Here is a 19,301-nt window from a genome sequence, read left to right as displayed (position 1 = left end):
GCTCTCCTTCACCCCTTTCCCTAGAAGAGCCGCCAAGGGAAGTATCGTGGGAAAGTCGATGCAATTTTCCCTCCGTGATCCCACAGGCAGACCAATCGCCGACTGCGTTTCATCTAAAGCAAGCCCAGGCACAGATGCAGGGCACGCTTACGACTGTTGAACTGTTATTCTTCGACAAGGCCAACGAACCGATCCATCTAGATCGCGCGGAAGAATCCATCGACGCCGCGCGGGAAGTCTTCGAGAAGGCACAGGCCAGCCACTACATTGCGATGGTCGACCCGTTACTCGCAACGATCCAATCGCGGCATGACGCGCTTTAGTTATTAAACAAGAAGTGCAAAACGTCGCCGTCTTTAACCGTGTAGCCCTTGCCCTCGGCGCGCATTTTGCCCGCTTCTTTCGCAGGTTGCTCGCCGCCCAAAGTGACGAAATCATCATAGGCAATCGTCTCGGCGCGGATGAAGCCTTTTTCGAAGTCACCGTGGATGACGCCAGCGGCTTGCGGGGCCATGGTCCCTTGCTTGATCGTCCAGGCGCGGGCCTCTTTGGGGCCGACGGTGAAGTAGGTCTCCAGATGCAGCAGCTCGTAACCTGCACGGATCAGGCGGTCGAGACCGGCCTCTTCCAAGCCCATCTCTGTCAGGAACATCTCGGCTTCTTCGGCGTCCAGCTGGGAAATCTCTTCCTCGATCTGCGCCGAGATCACGACCGAGGCCGCGCCCTGCTCTGCCGCCATCACAGCGACCTTTTCGGAGAACGCGTTGCCCGATGCCGAGGACGCCTCATCTACGTTGCAGACGTACAGGATCGGTTTGCTGGTCAGCAGTTGCAGCATCTTCCACGACTTCTTGTCGTCATCGTCCACCTCGACCGTGCGGGCGGGCTTGCCCTCTTCCAGCGCGGCCATGGCGGTTTTCAACAGGCGCTCCTGCTGAACCGCCTCCTTGTCGCCACCGCGCACTTTGCGGACGATATTGACCAGACGCTTTTCGATCGATTCCATATCGGCCAGCATCAGCTCGGTCTCGATGACCTCGGCGTCGGCCACGGGATCCACGCGGCCTTCCACGTGGGTAACGTCGCCGTCTTCAAAGCAGCGCAGCACATGGGCGATGGCGTCGGTCTCGCGGATATTGGCAAGAAACTGGTTGCCGAGACCTTCGCCCTTGGACGCGCCCTTCACCAGACCGGCGATATCTACAAACGTCATGCGGGTGGGAATGATCTGCTTGGAGCCAGCAATTTCGGCCAGGGTATCGAGCCGTGCGTCCGGCACGGCCACCTCGCCGACATTCGGCTCAATCGTACAGAACGGAAAGTTTGCGGCTTGCGCGGCCGCCGTGCGGGTCAGCGCATTGAACAACGTGGACTTGCCTACGTTTGGCAGCCCGACAATACCCATCTTGAAACCCATGACACTCTCCTAGCTTCGCTTCGGGCGCATGTAGGGGCTGGGTGCGGGGCGGGTCAAGCATATATGGGTTTGGCGCCGCGATCTGCGGCAAGATAACGGTCGGGGGCCTTGAAACTCCCCTACCCGAACCAAGGCTATTCATCGCGGCGAGATCATAGCGCGTTCGCTCGGCTTCCGACAGTTCTAGCAGGCGCACGAACATCGTCGGGGGCCCTTAGGGCGCGCCTTTGAGAATTCCTTTGCGGGTTCTTTGGCCTTGCCCAAAGGCGAAAGGCCTTCCAAGCCCGCAAAGCGATTTTGCCATTGGATGCTGTAGGTTCGGGCGTGGTTGTTCGAACACCCTCGTGAATCTGCAGTCGCGCGAGTCACGCGTTTTCCCCCTCTGGCCCCGCAACCCAGGACAGGATAAAACACCGATATGAAACTCTTCGTAGGTCTCGGGAACCCGGGCGCAAAATACAGCCAGAACCGGCACAATATCGGCTTTATGGCCGTGGACCGCATCGCGGATGACCATGGCTTTGCACCGTGGAAATCCAAGTTCCAAGGGCAAGTCACCGAGGGCCGTCTGGGCCATGAGAAAGTGATTATGCTCAAGCCCGCCACCTTCATGAACCTATCCGGCCAGTCGGTGGGCGAGGCGATGCGGTTCTACAAGCTCGACAGCACCGACATCACCGTCTTCCACGACGAGATCGACCTTGCCCCAGCCAAGACAAAGTGCAAATCGGGCGGTGGTCATGCGGGCCACAACGGGCTGCGGTCTGTCCATCAGCATATTGGCCCGCATTATGACCGCGTACGCCTTGGCGTGGGCCATCCGGGCCACAAGGACAAGGTGCCGTCTTATGTGCTGAACGACTTCGCCAAGGCGGAACAGGACTGGCTTGATGATGTGCTGCGCGGAATCTCGGACGGGGCGCCCTATCTGGCGGAGGGCGACAGCGCGAAGTTTCTGAATGCCGTCGCTTTGCGGGTCGCCCCTGCGCGGTCCTCGACCACACAGCAAAAGCCGAAGCCTAAGGCCGAGCCCGAACCAAAGCCCGAGCCGGAAGACACCCGCAATCCTTTGCAAAAGTTGATGGATCGCTTCAACTGACTTGACCCAGAACGGAGACCGCCCCATGCGAACGATATTGAAATGGGCCTTACGCCTTGCCGCGTTGCTGGTTGTCGTCGCAGTTCTTGCGGGCATCTGGAAACGCGAGGAGCTGACGCGGTTGATGGCGGTGAACTCCCTATTCGCCGCGGAAAAAATCGTCAGCAACTTTTCCCACATGGATAAGGCCTTCCTGACGACGGAACTCAACCTGCCCGATGCGCGCCCAAGCCCCTTGCCCAAAGGGCCGGAAGCAACGCTTCCCGCGCAGACCCAAGACTGGATTACCGCCCGCGACGTGACTGCGTTGGTGGTCATCAAGAACGGGCAGATCGTCCATGAAAGCTATTACAAGGGCACCTCCCCCGAGGATCGCCGCATCTCTTGGTCCGTTGCGAAAAGCTACCTGTCGGCCTTGATGGGGGTGATTTTGGCCGACGGCTCCATCGCGTCTATTGACGATCCGGTGACCAAATACGCGCCTTCGCTCAAAGGCACAGCATATGAGGGTGCTAGTATCCGCAATGTGCTGAACATGTCGTCTGGTGTGACGTTCGATGAGGACTATCTCGACAAATCCTCCGACATCAATCGCATGGGGCGCGTGCTAGCCCTTGGCGGCACGATGGACGGGTTTGCCGAAAGCCTGAGTGACACCTTCGCGGCGCCGGGGCAAACTTGGCAATATGTCTCCATCGACACCCATGTGCTGTCGATGGTCATTCGCGGGGCGACGGGCCGGTCCATCTCCGACCTGATGAGCGAAAAGATCATGGGGCCCATGGGGTTGGAAGTGGCACCCTACTACCTGACCGATGGGGTCGGCGTGGCCTTTGTGCTTGGCGGGTTGAACATGATCACCCGTGACTATGCCCGCATGGGGCAGATGTTTTTGCAGCGCGGTCGGCTGAACGGCCAACAGATCGTGCCTGCAGATTGGGTCGATGCATCGACCGCAGCGACCGCCCCAACGGCACAAGACGCCATAGGCTACGGCTTTCAGTGGTGGGTGCCAAAAGGCGCGGATGAGGGCGAGTTTATGGCCCGTGGAGTCTACGGCCAATATATATACATCAACCGTCCGCTGGGTGTGGTTATCGCCACCAACGCCGCTGACCGTAAGTTCCGCGAGACTGGCGTCAGCGACGCAAACGTCGCCATGTTCCGCGCGATCGCTAACGCCCTATGAGCCTTAAGGACGCCCTGCGCGATCAGGCCGGCCATTGCGCGGCACTCGGGTCGCCCTTCATGGCACGGCTGCTGACATTGCTGGCCAACAGGCTGCGACCTGATACGCCGCTGACTGAACGGCTGTTCAATTGGCCCGGCGACCTGAGCCCGCACGGTGCGTCAGTGCCGCTTCGTCTTGCGGGTGCCTTGCATGCCCATGTGCTGCGCGCGCCGGACAGCGCCCTTGCCCGCGCCTACCCGCCAGCAGAGGTCAGTGACGACGCGCTATGGGCCGCGGTGCTCAGAACACTGGTGGACGAGGCCGAGTTTCTTGATGCCTTCCTCGACAGCCCGCCCCAGACCAACGAGGTGCGGCGCAGCGCCGCCATTCTGCCAGCGGCCATGGTCGCAGCCGAGCATTTCGGCCTGCCGCTGACCGTGTCGGAACTCGGTGCAAGCGCGGGCTTGAACCTGACATTTGACCGCTACGCCCTTCAGATTAATGGTTTGACCTACGGCGCAAAAAATCCCGTGCTCACACTCACCCCAGACTGGACCGGACGCCCTCCGCCGACGGCACAGCTTTCGGTCATGGATCGCTGCGGGGTGGATCTGAACCCACTCACAGCCCCCGAGGATGCTGCGCGTCTGCGCGCCTATCTTTGGGCAGACCAGCCGGAGCGACTGACGCTCACGAATGCCGCGCTTTCCCTGCCGCGCCCTCGCATTGATCGCGCAGATGCTGCCGACTGGCTGGAAGCCCGTCTTTCGCACACCTTGTCCGGCAGCACGCATTTCCTGTTCCACACCATCGCGTGGCAGTATTTTCCTGACGCGGTCCAAGCCCGCTGCACGCGCGCGATTGAAGCCGCCGCAGACCGCGCCACGCCTGACGCACCGCTGGCCTGGTTTGCGATGGAATCCGACAACGGGGCGGGCGGACAGGGCGCAAAGCTCACCTTGCGACTTTGGCCCGGGTCGTTAGTCTTGGAACTAGGCCGCGCTGATTTCCACGGGCGTTGGGTCAACTGGAGCTAGAACATGGACCGCGACCCCTCTCTCAATGTGCTCGGGGACACGCTGCAAAGCTGTTCGCACGATCCGGTCACAGGCTATTTCCGCAACGGTTGCTGTGACACGGGGCCATCGGATCGCGGAAGCCATACGGTTTGTGCGATCATGACAGCTGAGTTCTTGGCCTTGTCCAAATATCTGGGCAATGATCTGTCGACCCCGCGCCCTGACTATGGCTTTGCAGGCTTGAAGCCCGGCGATCAGTGGTGCCTGTGCGCCGCGCGGTTCCTGCAAGCCCATGACGAGGGCGCAGCGCCCAAGGTGCGGCTTGCCTCCACCCATCAGCGAGCACTTGATATTGTGCCGATGGAGGTTCTGGTTAAGAACGCGCTGGACGCCAACTGACGTCACTTTTCTCGCATGTCTCTCAAACATAGCGAAGCCGCCCGAGTATTCACTCGGACGGCCTCATTTTTTAGTCGCGCAAGCGCACGATGTCGTTCATCAGGCCTTCGGTCCCGCTGTGCACGGTCAGACGCTCGACCTTCCCCGCGATGGTCTCCAACGCCTCAAGCTCTTTGAGGCGCAGCATCACAGGGTTCTCGGCCATCACCTTCGCCGTGTTCAGAAGCGAGCGCGTTGCGTTCGTTTCTTCCCGACGGCGGATAACATTGGCCTCGGCCTCTTTCTCGGCGGCGACAACACCCGTCAGGATGTCGCGCATATCGCCGGGCAAGATCACGTCTTTCAACGTGATGGCCCCGACCTCGACCCCGATCGCAGCCATTTCTGCCCGCACCGCTTCCGCAGCCTCGGCATCGACGGCCATCTTGTCGGCCAGCAACGCATCAAGGGTCAGCGCCCCCAATGTTTTGCGGAACGCCAGCGCCAACGCACGGTGCAACGCGTCCTCGAAGTCTTTGACCGCCGTAACCGCCAACACAGGGTCGGTGACACGGAAGTCGGCCGAGAGGTTCACCCGCAGCGAGACACGGTCGCGTGTCAGGATCTCGTGCCCCGTCACGTCATGCGCGCGCCACCGCAAGTCGACCATTTTGACTACGATCTTGCGCCCCACCGTCCAGAAGCGGTGAGCCCCGGCGGTCAGTGTCTTGGTCAAAACACCATCCACCAGCATCAGCCCCACTTCCGTCGCGGACACCTCAACTACGGTCATAGCGTTGGTCATGCGGGCGCGGGTCAACCGGTCCCCAAGCTTGGCGTTCACATCCAAGCGTTCGATCAAGTTGATCCGCTCCACATCCCAAGGACCAGCGTCAGTCCACAGCACGCGCCGGTGGTCGGGCGTCATCACTTCGAACAGCCGCCCGTCCTTCGACACAACGGCGATCTCGTCCGCCCCCGTGCGCAAAACAGTCAGATGCGTGTCCACCAAGTCAGGGCGTTCCCGCGTCAAAGCATCCGAAAGGGTCGAGACGAAGACAGGATCGCTCAGGTCGTGGCGTTCCACCACATCCGCACGGCGCAGCATGTGCTCGCCCGCACCCAAGATATCCGTGATCCGCCCCTTGCGGATCACCAAGGCTCGTTCGGCCTCGGTCAAAGTAACACGCCGACGGCGCATCAATATATCAAGCATAGTCATCGTCTTTTTTCCTTTATTAGCAATGCCTTATCGTCGTCGCAATTTGCGATCTCCTTCAGGTTTCAGGTGTGGTTGGGGAGCCAGAAGTGGCCCGGTTGCAAAATGTGGTGGAGACCCGAAGCCCTGCCCTGTCCCACCCGTGGCGGACCTTGAAGGCGCCACAACCAGCCCGTTCATGATGGGGTTTGCGCGATCTAAATCACACGCACCTGATCACGGCGATCAGCCATGGCGGCCCAAAAGACCGGCCCCGCGCGGGGCGGTTGGATTGCTTCAATGAAGGGCCGAAGCCCCGCCTGACGCGCGCCACTCGCGGGCGAACCTCAGGTCTCCGAATAGATGTTTCAATCGCTTTACAGGCGACGGGGAGTCGAACCCCAAGTGTCTCCACTTGACCAGATGGTGATGGCAGGATTCGAACCTGCTACACGAGGATTATAAGTCCACTGCTCTACCGGATGAGCTACATCGCATACGTCCCAAAAACGCACCCCTCCCTCGCGTCACGGCCTTGGCATACATTCGCAGCAGGGCCGCGTTGCACCGGGGCAGTGATCACCTGCTCCCGCTAAGGTCCGTTCCAATAAGATCGGGAGGTGGGGTTTAGGACGGGTTTGAATTTCGATCCACCGGGGATGTGAGGCACGAATTTCGCCTGTGACCGGCGCGCAACAAAATTACCCGCCCGCGCAATAAATGAAAAAGGCGTCCCGCATTCGGAACGCCTTTGCAGATTCTAAAAGCCCTTTGGCTTTGCGTAATCTTTCAAAATTTTAGGCGAACTCACCCATCTCGAAGCCCAAAGCACGGGCCACGGTGAAGATATCCTTGTCGCCGCGACCGCACATGTTCATGCAGATGATGTGATCCTTGGGCAAGGTCGGCGCGATCTTCATCACATGAGCCAACGCGTGGGACGGCTCCAGCGCGGGAATGATCCCTTCCAGCGAGCAGCACAGTTGGAACGCTTCCAGCGCTTCTTTGTCGGTGATCGCCACGTATTGCGCACGGCCGATTTCGTGCAGCCAAGCGTGTTCTGGCCCGATGCCGGGATAATCGAGACCTGCCGAAATCGAGAAGCCCTCAAGGATCTGCCCGTCATCGTCCTGCAAAAGGTAGGTGCGGTTGCCGTGCAGCACGCCGGGGCGACCACCCGTGAGGGAGGCGCAATGCTCCATCTTGGCATTCACGCCTTTGCCGCCAGCTTCGACGCCGATGATCTCCACGTCCTTGTCGTCAAGGAACGGGAAGAACAGGCCCATCGCATTGGAGCCGCCGCCGATGGCCGCAACCAGCGTGTCGGGCAACCGGCCTTCGGCTTCTTGCATCTGCTCTTTGGTTTCCTTGCCGATAATGGCCTGGAAATCGCGGACCATGGCAGGATAGGGATGTGGGCCGGCCACGGTGCCGATGCAGTAGAACGTGTCGCGCACATTGGTCACCCAGTCGCGCAGCGCGTCGTTCATCGCGTCTTTCAGCGTGCCACGCCCCGAGGTCACAGGTACCACTTCCGCGCCCAGCAGGCGCATACGGAATACGTTGGGGGCCTGACGCTCCACGTCGTGGGCGCCCATATAAACCACGCATTTCAGCCCGAACTTCGCGCAGACGGTGGCGGTTGCCACCCCGTGCTGACCTGCGCCGGTTTCGGCGATGATGCGGGTCTTGCCCATGCGGCGAGCAAGAATGATCTGGCCCAGCACGTTGTTGATTTTATGCGCGCCGGTGTGGTTCAGCTCGTCGCGCTTCATGTAGACTTTGGCACCGCCCAGATGCTCGCTCAGTCGTTCGGCGTGATACAGCGGCGACGGGCGGCCCACGTAGTGTTTCCAGAGGAAATCCATCTCGTCCCAGAACGTCTTGTCCGTCTTGGCGTGCTCATACTGCTCTTCCAGCTCAAGGATCAGCGGCATCAATGTCTCGGATACAAACCGACCGCCAAAATCGCCAAAGCGGCCCTTTTCATCGGGGCCCGTCATGAAGGAGTTGAAAAGATCATGTGCCATCGCGTGAACCTCCGGTAAGCGCTAGAGTTCGCGTTTATACCCAATATGGGACGGGGTAAATCCAACGCTGCCATAGAATTTCGCAGAATCTTGGCGCGAGGCATTCATGGTCAGTTGCATCAGGCTGCATCCGGCCTCTTTTGCGCGCTTGGCTGCATCGTCAAACATCAATCGCCCAAGCCCCTGCCGTCGCAGATCGGAGGAAATCCGCACGCTTTCAATCTGCGCACGACGCGCAGCCTTCAGCGAAAGCCCCGAGATGTAGGTGATCTGATAGGTCGCAACGATGCGTCCGTCGATCTCTCCGACGATCAGGTGATTGTTGCCTTCCGCCGTCATCTGGCGGAAGGCCTCCAGATACTCTGACAAACTGTCGACCTCACGCGCCGCGCCAAGGCTGTCATCTTTCAGGAGCGCGAGGACTGCCGCAATGTCTGCAAGCTCGGCCTCGCGGAACACGATCACTGCGCCGCTGCCACGAAGGCCGCGATCAAATCCGCATCTTTCACCCCCGGCGCGTTTTCAACGCCCGAGGACACGTCGACTTGCGTGGCCCCTGTCAGACGGATCGCCTCGGCGACGTTGTCGGGGGTCAACCCACCCGCAAGCATCCACGGGGTCGGCCAGCGGCGGCCTGCGATCAGGCGCCAGTCAAAGGCCAGACCGTTGCCGCCGGGCAAGGCTGCGTCTTTGGGCGGCTTTGCATCCACCAAAATCTGGTCGGCCACGCGCATGTAGTCGTCCAATGCTGCCAAATCGCCCTCGTCTGCCACACCGACAGCCTTCATCACGGGTAGGCCAAAGCGGTCGCGGATCTCGACAACGCGGTCAGGGCTTTCCGATCCATGAAGCTGCAACATGTCAAGCGGCACCTGATCCACCAACGCATCCAGCGCAGCGTCATCGGCATTGACTGTCAATGCCACCTTCGCAAGACCCAGAGGCACGCTCAAAGCCAAATCGCGAGCGGCGTCTAGTGTCAGGTGGCGTGGGGATTTCTCGAAAAATACGAACCCGACATATGCCGCACCAGCCGCCGCACACGCAGTCACATCGGCAGGTCGGCCAAGGCCGCAAATTTTGACGCGAGTTGTCATGGGTTGGACCTAGCGCGCTGCGGCGCTGTCGTCGAGCAGGGCAAGCACTTCATCCTTGCCTTCGTTCGACTTGCGCTTGAGGCCTTTGACCTCACGCTCCAGCCGCTCTTTCTCGCGCTTTTGCAACCGGGCGTCCGCGCGGTGCTTGTGCTCGCGCAGCCATTCCCAAACAAAGCCAATCAGAAGACCCACGATGATACCGCCGAAAATCACTACAAAGAGAGGCAACTCATAGGAGAGGGGCTGACCCAGATAGGCCGCCATTTCCTCTGGCAGGACACGGATCGTCACCATGCCGCGATTGGCAAGGGCGACCAGAATCAAAGAAAGGCCGACAACGGCCATGAACAAGTAGCGGATGTAACGCATGAGGTTTAGCTTTCGTTTCCGTTCAGCCGATCTCGTAGCAGCTTGCCCGTCTTGAAGAAAGGCACATGCTTCTCTTCGACGTGCACACTTTCGCCCGTGCGCGGGTTACGACCGGTGCGGGCGTCACGCTTTTTGACGGAGAACGCGCCGAAGCCACGAAGCTCCACACGATTGCCGGACGCGACGGCGTCAACGATTTCCTCAAAGATGGTATTCACGATGCGCTCCACATCCCGTTGGTAGAGGTGCGGGTTTTCATCGGCGATCTTTTGGATCAGCTCGGAGCGTATCATCAAATATCCTCCCCAGGACTTTGTTCATTGCAACGGCTGGACGCCGTAACTTGTCGAACTATAGGACAAATAATCCAACTGAGGAAAGCATTTAGAGTGCCCGCCCCCACTGCTTGGTGGGTAAAATAGCGTAAAAAATAACGCTCCGAGGCGGTTTTCACGGCGCAACGCCGCTGATTTGGGCGTCACTGGTTACAGACGGCTGCCCTGACCGTCAGTCGATTCGGGTGTCACCGACAACGAAAAACGGCCCCGTCATCGCTGACAGGGCCGTCTTAGAACTCTCAGGCGAAACGATTACTCGTCGTCTGATTTCAGTGCTGCACCAAGGATATCGCCGAGGGACGCGCCGGAGTCGGAGGAGCCATACTGTTCGACGGCTTCTTTCTCTTCTGCGATCTCGCGTGCCTTGATGGACAGGCCCAGACGACGGGTCTTGGCGTCCACATTGGTGACGCGCACGTCGATCTTGTCGCCAACGCCGAAGCGCTCAGGACGCTGCTCGGCACGATCACGGGACAGGTCGGAGCGGCGGATGAAGGATTTAGCGCCCTCATATTCCACTTCGATGCCACCTTCTTCGATCGAGGTAACTTCGACGGTGATGATGGAGCCGCGCTTAACGCCGTCCACTGCTGTGTCGAACGAGCCGTCCAGAGCTTTGATCGAGAGCGAGATGCGCTCTTTCTCAACGTCCACTTCGGTGACAACGGCTTTAACCATGTCGCCTTTGCGGAAGTCGCCCAGTGCGTCTTCGCCACGGCCGTCCCAAGTGATGTCGGACAGGTGAACCATGCCGTCGATGTCGTTGTCGAGACCAACGAACAGACCGAATTCGGTGATGTTCTTGACTTCGCCTTCGATCTCTTTGCCGACAGGGTTGTTCTCTGCGAACACTTCCCATGGGTTGCGCTGAGTCTGCTTGAGACCCAAGGAAACGCGGCGTTTGGCGCTGTCGATTTCCAGAACCATGACTTCGACTTCCTGCGAAGTGGACACGATTTTGCCGGGGTGCACGTTCTTCTTGGTCCAAGACATCTCGGAGACGTGGACCAGACCTTCAACACCGGGCTCCAGCTCAACAAATGCGCCGTAGTCGGTGATGTTGGTGACGCGGCCCTGATGCGTGGAATCCAGAGCGTATTTCGCGGCAACTTCGCCCCATGGATCGTCCTGCAGCTGTTTCATGCCGAGGGAGATACGGTGGGTCTCTTTGTTGATCTTGATGACCTGAACCTTGACGGTTTCGCCAATTGTCAGGATCTCGCGTGGGTCGTTGACGCGGCGCCATGCCATGTCGGTGACGTGCAGCAGGCCGTCTACGCCGCCAAGGTCGACGAATGCGCCGTACTCGGTGATGTTTTTGACGACGCCGTCAACAGCCTGACCTTCGGTGAGGTTGCCGATAACTTCTGCACGCTGTTCGGCACGTGATTCTTCCAGAATGGCACGACGGGACACAACGATGTTGCCACGGCGGCGGTCCATTTTCAGGATTTGGAACGGCTGCTTCATGCCCATCAGCGGGCCAGCGTCGCGTACTGGACGCACGTCGACTTGGGAGCCGGGAAGGAAGGCAACTGCGCCGCCCAGATCCACGGTGAAGCCGCCTTTGACGCGACCAAAGATTGCGCCATCGACGCGCTCTTCGTCTGCGTATGCTTTTTCCAGACGGTCCCAAGCTTCCTCGCGGCGCGCTTTATCGCGGCTGATGGAGGCTTCGCCACGGGCGTTCTCGACGCGGTCAAGGAACACCTCAACTTCGTCGCCCACTGCGATTTTGGCGCTCTCGCCTGGTTCTGCGAATTCTTTAAGGTCGATACGGCCTTCCATTTTGTAGCCGATATCGATGATGGCTTGGCCGGCTTCGATCGCCAGTACTTTGCCTTTAACAACCGAACCTTCGTCCGGTGTGTCCATTTCGAAGCTTTCGTTCAAGAGGGCTTCGAATTCTTCCATAGATGCGTTTGTAGCCATGAGGCGTGTGTGTCCTAATCTAATGTTTATGCGGGCCGAGCGGTTGTCTCCGCCGGTCTTTGGGTTTCATGTTGGTCCGTCAGGGCATTTTCAAAACAAGAAGGGCCGGAAAACCGACCCTGCTCGCCTTGAGACTGTTCTCGCCCCTTAGACAAGCGCGCGTATAGCGTGGGTTGCGCGGAAGGGCAAGTATGTAAGGGCGAACCTGTTTGATCCGCCTCTTACCCGCACGCAATCACACCGTCGCTTCCCGTCGAGACCGTGCCTTCGCACCAGATCGCGGTGGATCGCGCGTAGATGCCTTTTCGGCGCGCGGCTTGCTCCAGTGCGGGCAACGCGGCTTCTGCTTGGTCTGCGGTGTCGAAGAAGGCGACCGTGCGATACCAGTTGTCGCGTAGAATGAGCTCGATTTGCACCTGATCCACGCGGCCAGCGATTTTGCGCTGTTCGTCCTGCGCCGCGTCCAGACTGCGGTCGGCCCCCAGAACGACGACCCATTCCCCAACACCGTCATCCGACGGGCCAGGAACAATAATTCCGCTGGAAACTGTCTCGTTTCCTTCGGAGATCACGACCGGCTCTACGGTCGCTTCCGCCCCGCCTGACTTTGCAAGGTAGGCACCGACCTGCTCGATCTGTAGCAAGGAGGCCAGTTGCGCCTGCTCGTCACTATTGCATTGGCCGCGGCCCAAACATTCCCCAGATAATTTGACCTGATCCAGCACCGAGCTTTGTTCGGTCAATTCCTTCACCTCGCGCGGCGAGATGTTAAAGCCCATCGCAGCGATTTTGATGTTGATGTCGTGATCCTGGAAAGCCTTAAAAAAATTTCCGGTCCGTTTGGCGGTAAACTCCGGCTTGAAAAACAACGAGGCAATCAGCGCCAACAGCGCCAGATACACCAGCGTCTGGAGAGCCAGTTTAACGGCTTCAATCTGCGCTTTCATATTATCCTCCTTCTGCATTTCACGGAATTCAATCTATCGGAACGCGCTTGAAGTCGGTGTGAAATGACGGCGCTCGGGCGTGAATTGCGCCCTCTCGAAGGCTTAAAAAGACACAAAAACCACGCCTTGACCTAACTCAACGACCCTTAGCAGCTTTCAGTCTAAACTTAGCCACTCACCTAAAATGCAAACAAGTAGGAGATGACACCATGTACAAGCATATCCTCGTTCCAGTCGTTTTTGATGAAACACACGATACACAGGCCTCGTTTCTGGCCGCGCGGGCCTTGGCAGACAAAGACGCCAAATTTACGGTCATACACGTCGTAGAGGCCATTCCTGCGTATTTTACTGCTGAGATTCCCGACGACGTACTTAAGAACACGCATGACGGAATTGCCAAATCTCTGACCCAATCGGCCAAGGGTTTACCGGGCGCAGTGCCGACGCTCGTATCGGGCCATGCAGGGCGCACGCTGGTCGACTATGCCAACGATAACGATGTCGACTGTATTGTCATGGCGTCTCACAGGCCGGGGTTTAGCGATATCTTTCTGGGCTCTACTGCGGCGCGGGTGGTGCGCCATGCCAAATGCGCGGTGCATGTCATCCGCTAAACCCTATGGGACAGGCAGCGCTCTGTGTTCCGTGCCTTAACAAAGAGAGACTCGCGCGACCAGCTGCGTCGGGTCTATCGGCAGCGCTGCGAATAAAGGGAGCAGAATTTGCAGTTCCGCGTCTTTTTGAAGAACTGACCGCTGTCACCTGACCGACATTCAGCGGTCCCGCATTGCCTGTTCGCCCCGCAAAACTGAGTGTATTTATTGGATGGCTTCGGCGTCACCTTCTTGGCGACGACCTTTGGCGGCGGTGGTGCGGTTGCCTTCGGAGCAACCACCTTCGGCTGGGTCACCTGTTTGGGGCGGGCTGCGGCCTTTGCTGGTTTCGGCGCGGCGGTCTTCGCCTTCGTCACGCTTGCCGCCTTACGCGCGCGCCAGTCCTTCAGCTCCGCCTCGGAGACCTTATCGCGCAACGCCTTCAGAACAGGTAGCGAAGCGAGGCCCAAAACCGGACGGCCTTCCGCCTGCTCATATTCCCGAATAGCGGCTTTGGTGCGACGACCTGCGACCCCGTCAGCCGAGCCTAACGCGTGCCCTAACGAAGAGAGCCTTTCTTGCAGCTCGACCAACTCGTCGCGGCTCAATGCGCGATCCTCGGCGATAACTGGCGCGAGCGTTTCAAATGGCGCCGCAGTTGCGACCTTCTGTGGGGGCGGCGTTGCGCCACCCAGAAGTTCAATTTTGGCGTTTGCCAGTTCAGCGAAAAACCCGTCGGGATATAAGTCGAGATAGGCTTCAAGCAAGGACGGTTTCGTGGTGTCCGCGATGGATTTCCAAAAAACGATTTCGGCGGCGTTGGCCGTCGGGACGTCTTCGACGCGCCCTTCCGAGGTGTCGATTATGGTCGTGCCGGGGGCGATCCCGCGGGTGTCATTCAGATATATCGGATCAGCCGAGAGCGAGCCGTAGACAAAGGGCTCTTGCTTGCCTGCCGTTGCTTTGAGGACGCTGTCGCGAACCCGCCGCATCATCAATCCAACCTCCAGATCGCGTTGCCCAAGCGCATCAATCAAGGCAGTGGCGTAGGGGCTGTTGCGACCAATACCGTCAGCGGCCGTAGTGCCTTCTTTCGCCGCATAGGCCACGAGGGTGTTTTTGGTGGGCTCGATCGCCGACAAGCCGCGCCCGATAGATCGGCTGGCGTTGGTGCGTTTCATCGAGCTGGCAAAAGGGTTGTTTCGGCAAGCGTCCACAACGACCATGCTCAGACGTGTCGCCCCGCTCGCAGCGAAGACCATCGTTTCCAGCTTAACCGCCTCAAAGTTGACGTCCGCGTCGGTTTCCAGAACCGCATCAACGGGCAGCAGGTAGTTCTGGCGGTCAATTTCGATGCCGTGTCCCGCGTAATAGATCAGCGCAATCTCCGCCCTGTCCGCCTTGCGCCGGAAGGCCCTGAGCGTGTCCAGCATCTTTCCTTGGTCTTGATCCAGATGCAGGTCGACTTGGAACCCCGCCGCCGTCAGCGACGCCGCAAGGTCGGCGGAGTCGTTGCGCGGGTTGCGAAGCTCGGCCACGTTCTCATACGCTCCGTTCCCTATGATCAAAGCGATACGCCCAGATCCCCCGTCCTGCGCAAGAAGCGGCAAGGCCAGCAGTAGGGTCGCCATCAACACGATCGCAAACTGAAGCGCCTCGCGGCAGGCGCTGGCTCGATATGTTGGACCCATATTTGGCGCTGTGTTTCCCATACATCTGTTTAGCACGCGGAGAGCCGCCAAACTAGGCTCTACTCCAGCTTCCACAGAACGCACCCGCTACCAAACCTTAAGGCCTGCGCCCTATATCCTGTCCTCGGTTAACCAAACGCGCGGCGTCACAAACGCTTCGCAATCGTTCTGTGGTCACTGGCCCCGCATTGGGGCTTCCCGCGACCGCCGGCAATATAGGGGACGCTAAACCCCGAAGGGATGCAGGGTAACGCCTGCAACATGACGACCGCAGCCCGAAATGGGCGGCCGCCTATCTTACCAATCCCGAGACATGCAAAAGCCGCGCCGGAACACTCCAGCGCGGCCAGAACTGCTTGCCTGTCAGGTCCGTTACAGCAGGAAGTCACTTGCAGCGACGGTGTCGATACCTTGCAGTTCCACCCCAAGGTCGGCCACACCATCGCCATTCCCGTCGACCCAGATGTAATCGCCATCGAAGGTTACTTCGGCAGCACCAGACCCGCTGAGAACCGCCACAAAGCTGAGGTTGCCATAGCTGCTAAGGTCAATTTGATCCTCGCCACTCACAAACCCTTCGACCAGATCCATGGTGCTTGCTGTGGTGCCGCTGTCGCCTGCGCCGAAGATGAACACGTCGCGGGCGCCATCAAGATCCCAGCCGACAAGCCGGTCCACGCCCGCGCCGCCATAGATCAAGTCGCTGCCCTCCTGCCCGTTCAGCAGGTCATCGCCACTGCCGCCGATCAGGGTGTCATTATCGTTGCCGCCATAAAGCAAGTCATTGCCTGCATCGCCGGAAAGCACATCGTCGCCCGCATCGCCGAACACCGTGTCCACGCCGTCGCCACCTTCGATGTGATCATTGCCGTCTCCGCCACCGATGCGGTCCACGCCTTGGCCGCCGTAAATCCAGTCATGACCGGCCTCGCCCCAGAGCGTGTCCTGCCCATCATCGCCGGAGATCACATCGTCACCGTCGCCGCCGCCAATAAGGTCGTCGTCCGCGCCGCCAAGGATAAAGTCATCGCCCTCATTGCCCCACAGCTCGTCCGCGCCTTCGTCGCCGTAAAGCTCGTCATTCCCGATGCCGCCGCCCAGCGTATCCGCACCCGCACCGCCATACATGACATCCGCGCCGTCACCGCCCCAAATCTCATCATTGCCATTGCCACCGACCAGTCCGTCATCGCCTGAGCCGCCGTCGATCACATCGTTGCCATCGTCGCCGTAGATGATGTCCGAGCCTTCGTCGCCCCACAGGTTATCCGCATCCGCGCCCCCGTGGAGCGTGTCATCCCCAAGGCCTCCGCCCAGCGTGTCTGAGCCTGCGTCGCCATGCAGTTCGTCATTTCCAGCGTCGCCCCAAAGGCGGTCATCGCCTGCCTCGCCGATCAGCAGATCATTGCCGTCGCCGCCAGCAGCAACGTCATTGCCCGCCCCTGCCCACACAATATCATTGCCACTTTCGGGCCAGATCAGATCATCGCCGGCGCCGGCGTAAAATACCTCGTCCGCTGCGACGGACAACTCCGGGCTATAATCGCCGGAATAGAGCGTTTCACCTGCATCCGTGCCGTAGACGACGTTCACGCCGTTGACGAAAAAGTTGAGCCATCCCGCTATGTCATCGACGGGTTCATTCGCGTCGCCATCCTCGTTCAGGAAGACCCCGTTGCCGTATTCGAAGCCCACGTGGTAAATCGCGTCAGCGATGTTATCCACCAGATGCCGCCCCTGAAACATGAAAGAGCCGCCGTCGCCCTGCACAAGGTGGAATCCCGTTTCAAGCTGGCCTTCGTCATTGCCGTGACCTTCAACGAAATCAGCGTAAAGCGCCGGAGTTTCGCGGATGTAATCGCTGATGGTGCGGATGTCGTCGGGCGTCAGCGCACCGTCAGCATTCACGCCGGTGTCGACAATTGCTTGCAGAATAACGTCATTCATCAGTCGCGCCCCGTCGGTCCCGCCGCTGATATCGGCGAGGGCAACATTCTCCAGAAGGCCGGGATCTTGCGTGACGGTTTTGGCTATGGTTTCGAGGCCTGCTGCGATGGTTTCTTGTGCTGAAGGCATTACTTCTCCTTTCGCCTAAAAGGCGTTGGTTTACTGGGGTTTTGATCTGTCTGATGCCCCTTAACCACGGATGCGTATACCCTGACGAGTACGGAAGTCCTCTATCGGCGAAACACCGTGAATGTCGCAGGAAAGTGTGGCGGTTTCTTGCCACGAGGCGCCCAAGGAGACCGTTTAAGCAGTTTCAGCCTAGATGCGGGCCTTGATGAAGCGGACAGCCGCCTGCACAGCGGCGTCGATTGTCATGTCAGACGTGTCGATCACCACTGCATCTGCCGCCGCCGCCAAGGGAGCTGCTTCGCGGTCACGGTCGCGGGCGTCGCGTTCTTGCAGATCACGCAGGACGCCTTCGCGTGTGACCTCATGGCCGTTGCCTGAAAGCTCCAGATAGCGCCGCTCCGCCCGAACGGCGTCGGAGGCGGTGACGAACAGCTTCACGTCCGCATCCGGGCAGATCACCGTGCCTATGTCGCGCCCGTCCAGAACTGCGCCCCCTTCGCGTCTGGCAAAGTCGCGCTGGAACTGGACCAGCGCCGCGCGCACCTCTGGAATTGCGGCCACTTTCGAGGCCGCTTGCGCGACCGCTGTGGTGCGCAAATCATCGCGGGCCATGTCGTCCGGTGTCAGGCCTTTCGCAGCCTCAACTGGTTCCGCCCCTGCCAGAACCCGCGCGCCCGTGGCACGATAAAGCAACCCCGTGTCGAGATGGGCAAACCCGAACTCGGTGGCGACCCGTTTGGAGAGCGTGCCCTTGCCTGCCGCGGCAGGGCCGTCGATTGCGACTGTGAATTTCATGGCATCTGTCTCGTCAGTTTGGGTCGTCAGCAGGTGTAGGCCTCGTGCAAAGTCGGTGCAAGCGTTGGGGCAGGACCGTTAGCCGTGGCGAGGTGATCTGCGCCACTGCGCCAGAAGGGTCAGTGCCATTACGGCTATTGCAGCAAACTTGGAGCGCGTTGCCCACGCGATCAACGCAAACTCGGGATCGCTGCCCCCTTGCGCCTCCTTCATCAGCGACGCAACCATTTGGTTTTCCGCTAGATCCATCACGCCATAAACCAACGCCGCCACGACCGACATCCATAGCAGGCGGCCGTCAAAGGTCCGAGAAAGCGCAACGCCCAGCACAACCAGCGCCGCGATAAATGCGGTGTCCAGCGGCTTCAGCCAGGTCAAGTAATAGAGACGGCCCGCGTCGGTCATGGCCGCCATGTAGGTAGCACCGTCCGAAGCGTTCATGCCAAGCGGGCGCATGTCAAAACCCAACATGCCCCCCGCAAGGGAGGGCATTGTGACGTAAGACCCGTAGGCCAGCACGCCGTAGAGCGCGGCGGTCGTGACCGCCCACGCCCATAGCAGGGGTTTAGGCACCGAAGGCAATCGGTTCGCTCATCGCGACATGCTCGCCACCGGCAACCCGTGCAGCCAGCGCGCTTGGCTTGGCATCGAAGTCGTAGGCATCATCCGCGTGCAATTCCGCATCCATCAGGCCTTCAACCGAGGTGATGGTCGCGCCGCCCTGCTCCGCATCGCTGAGGATGATCCGCAGGCCTTGAATCGCGTTTGCAGCTTTCACACCGACCAGTGCAACCTGACCACCGCCAGTTTTTACGGCAAGCTCGACCAGCGCCATTTTGCAGCCGCTTTCTGGCAGGGCAGCAGGCAACGCACCGGGATAGGGATCGCCAGCAATCAATCGACCCGGCTGGATGTCCATCGCCTTCACTGGCCCAAGATTGATCGGGGCGTCGAAATCGCCCTCCTCGAAATCATCCAGCAATGCAGCACGGCGCAGCAAAAGGAGTTGCGTGTTTTCTTGGTCAAACGCCATCATCAGCGTCGCGAGAAACTGCGTGATACTCTCTGAATGGCCAACGAAGATGCGGGAGTTGGCGTCCAATTCGCTCTCGCCGCCAACTACAACACTCGCAAAATACTTCTGCATA

20 protein-coding genes and 1 tRNA gene are annotated in these 19,301 nt (G+C 59.5%); 6 read left to right on the top strand and 15 right to left on the bottom strand.

The window, feature by feature from the left end:
- The first annotated feature begins 134 nt into the window (after positions 1-134).
- Entirely contained in the window at positions 135-323 is a 189-nt protein-coding gene (locus tag BM352_RS05500) for a hypothetical protein (RefSeq protein ID WP_139229789.1), read from the top strand.
- Here the strand turns inward: BM352_RS05500 and ychF are convergent.
- Positions 320-1,417, bottom strand: coding sequence for a redox-regulated ATPase YchF (gene ychF / locus BM352_RS05495; protein ID WP_090213537.1), 1,098 nt, complete (start codon positions 1,415-1,417; stop codon positions 320-322). The genes BM352_RS05500 and ychF overlap by 4 nt on opposite strands.
- A gap of 418 nt (positions 1,418-1,835) precedes the next feature.
- Between ychF and pth the strand changes: the two genes are divergently transcribed.
- From pth to BM352_RS05475, 4 genes are read left to right on the top strand one after another with little or no spacing between them, the layout of a single operon-like run.
- The gene (gene pth / locus BM352_RS05490; protein ID WP_090213534.1) at positions 1,836-2,516 is read left to right on the top strand and encodes an aminoacyl-tRNA hydrolase; all 681 of its coding nucleotides are present in this window, start codon (positions 1,836-1,838) and stop codon (positions 2,514-2,516) included.
- Positions 2,517-2,541: 25 nt separating this feature from the next.
- Complete coding sequence (locus BM352_RS05485; RefSeq protein ID WP_090213532.1) at positions 2,542-3,705, top strand: serine hydrolase domain-containing protein; 1,164 nt, start codon at positions 2,542-2,544, stop codon at positions 3,703-3,705.
- Entirely contained in the window at positions 3,702-4,724 is a 1,023-nt protein-coding gene (locus BM352_RS05480; RefSeq protein WP_090213530.1) for a DUF2332 domain-containing protein, read from the top strand. Before BM352_RS05485 ends, BM352_RS05480 begins: the two co-directional genes overlap by 4 nt.
- 3 nt (positions 4,725-4,727) lie before the next feature.
- Positions 4,728-5,105 carry a DUF2237 family protein gene (locus BM352_RS05475; RefSeq protein ID WP_090213527.1) on the top strand — a complete coding sequence of 126 codons (378 nt, stop codon included), beginning with the start codon at positions 4,728-4,730 and terminating at the stop codon, positions 5,103-5,105.
- Positions 5,106-5,175: 70 nt separating this feature from the next.
- On the opposite strand, the gene BM352_RS05470 is transcribed toward BM352_RS05475, so the two are convergent.
- The 9 genes from BM352_RS05470 to BM352_RS05430 all read right to left on the bottom strand — a co-directional run bounded on the left by BM352_RS05470 (position 5,176) and on the right by BM352_RS05430 (position 12,995).
- Complete coding sequence (locus BM352_RS05470) at positions 5,176-6,306, bottom strand: slipin family protein (RefSeq protein ID WP_090213525.1); 1,131 nt, start codon at positions 6,304-6,306, stop codon at positions 5,176-5,178.
- A gap of 400 nt (positions 6,307-6,706) precedes the next feature.
- Positions 6,707-6,776, bottom strand: a tRNA-Ile gene (locus BM352_RS05465).
- Between the two features lie 303 nt (positions 6,777-7,079).
- Positions 7,080-8,312, bottom strand: coding sequence for a tryptophan synthase subunit beta (gene trpB, locus BM352_RS05460; protein WP_090213522.1), 1,233 nt, complete (start codon positions 8,310-8,312; stop codon positions 7,080-7,082).
- Between the two features lie 21 nt (positions 8,313-8,333).
- On the bottom strand, positions 8,334-8,777 hold the full coding sequence (locus BM352_RS05455) for a GNAT family N-acetyltransferase (protein WP_090213519.1): 444 nt from the start codon (positions 8,775-8,777) through the stop codon (positions 8,334-8,336).
- Complete coding sequence (locus BM352_RS05450; protein WP_090213516.1) at positions 8,774-9,409, bottom strand: phosphoribosylanthranilate isomerase; 636 nt, start codon at positions 9,407-9,409, stop codon at positions 8,774-8,776. The genes BM352_RS05455 and BM352_RS05450 overlap by 4 nt, the downstream gene beginning before the upstream one ends.
- Before the next feature lie 9 nt (positions 9,410-9,418).
- A complete protein-coding gene (locus BM352_RS05445) occupies positions 9,419-9,778 on the bottom strand; it encodes a lipopolysaccharide assembly protein LapA domain-containing protein (RefSeq protein WP_090213513.1) in 360 nt (119 codons plus the stop codon).
- Positions 9,779-9,783: 5 nt separating this feature from the next.
- The gene (gene ihfB, locus BM352_RS05440; protein WP_073145419.1) at positions 9,784-10,071 is read right to left on the bottom strand and encodes an integration host factor subunit beta; all 288 of its coding nucleotides are present in this window, start codon (positions 10,069-10,071) and stop codon (positions 9,784-9,786) included.
- Between the two features lie 297 nt (positions 10,072-10,368).
- Positions 10,369-12,048 (bottom strand): 30S ribosomal protein S1, encoded by a 1,680-nt coding sequence (rpsA, locus tag BM352_RS05435; RefSeq protein WP_090213510.1) that lies wholly within the window; start codon positions 12,046-12,048, stop codon positions 10,369-10,371.
- Positions 12,049-12,269: 221 nt separating this feature from the next.
- Positions 12,270-12,995, bottom strand: coding sequence for an SPOR domain-containing protein (locus BM352_RS05430; RefSeq protein ID WP_090213506.1), 726 nt, complete (start codon positions 12,993-12,995; stop codon positions 12,270-12,272).
- A gap of 209 nt (positions 12,996-13,204) precedes the next feature.
- Between BM352_RS05430 and BM352_RS05425 the strand changes: the two genes are divergently transcribed.
- Complete coding sequence (locus BM352_RS05425; protein WP_090213504.1) at positions 13,205-13,612, top strand: universal stress protein; 408 nt, start codon at positions 13,205-13,207, stop codon at positions 13,610-13,612.
- Between the two features lie 74 nt (positions 13,613-13,686).
- On the opposite strand, the gene BM352_RS05420 is transcribed toward BM352_RS05425, so the two are convergent.
- The 5 genes from BM352_RS05420 to BM352_RS05400 all read right to left on the bottom strand — a co-directional run bounded on the left by BM352_RS05420 (position 13,687) and on the right by BM352_RS05400 (position 19,300).
- Positions 13,687-15,303: a caspase family protein gene (locus BM352_RS05420; RefSeq protein WP_090213501.1), complete on the bottom strand. Its 1,617-nt coding sequence runs from the start codon at positions 15,301-15,303 to the stop codon at positions 13,687-13,689.
- Positions 15,304-15,654: 351 nt separating this feature from the next.
- Positions 15,655-17,358 carry a calcium-binding protein gene (locus BM352_RS05415; RefSeq protein WP_090213498.1) on the bottom strand — a complete coding sequence of 568 codons (1,704 nt, stop codon included), beginning with the start codon at positions 17,356-17,358 and terminating at the stop codon, positions 15,655-15,657.
- Between the two features lie 189 nt (positions 17,359-17,547).
- Entirely contained in the window at positions 17,548-18,153 is a 606-nt protein-coding gene (locus BM352_RS05410; RefSeq protein ID WP_090213495.1) for a (d)CMP kinase, read from the bottom strand.
- A 78-nt stretch (positions 18,154-18,231) separates the two neighbouring features.
- Positions 18,232-18,726 (bottom strand): hypothetical protein, encoded by a 495-nt coding sequence (locus tag BM352_RS05405; protein WP_139229788.1) that lies wholly within the window; start codon positions 18,724-18,726, stop codon positions 18,232-18,234.
- Positions 18,719-19,300 carry a hypothetical protein gene (locus tag BM352_RS05400; RefSeq protein WP_090213488.1) on the bottom strand — a complete coding sequence of 194 codons (582 nt, stop codon included), beginning with the start codon at positions 19,298-19,300 and terminating at the stop codon, positions 18,719-18,721. Before BM352_RS05400 ends, BM352_RS05405 begins: the two co-directional genes overlap by 8 nt.
- Between the last annotated feature and the right edge of the window lies 1 nt (position 19,301).

The organism is Litoreibacter janthinus (genome assembly GCF_900111945.1).
Taxonomy (GTDB): Bacteria; Pseudomonadota; Alphaproteobacteria; order Rhodobacterales; family Rhodobacteraceae; genus Litoreibacter; species Litoreibacter janthinus.
The sequence above is the reverse complement of the archived record's forward strand: the minus strand, read 5'-3'. Positions and strand labels throughout refer to the sequence as shown.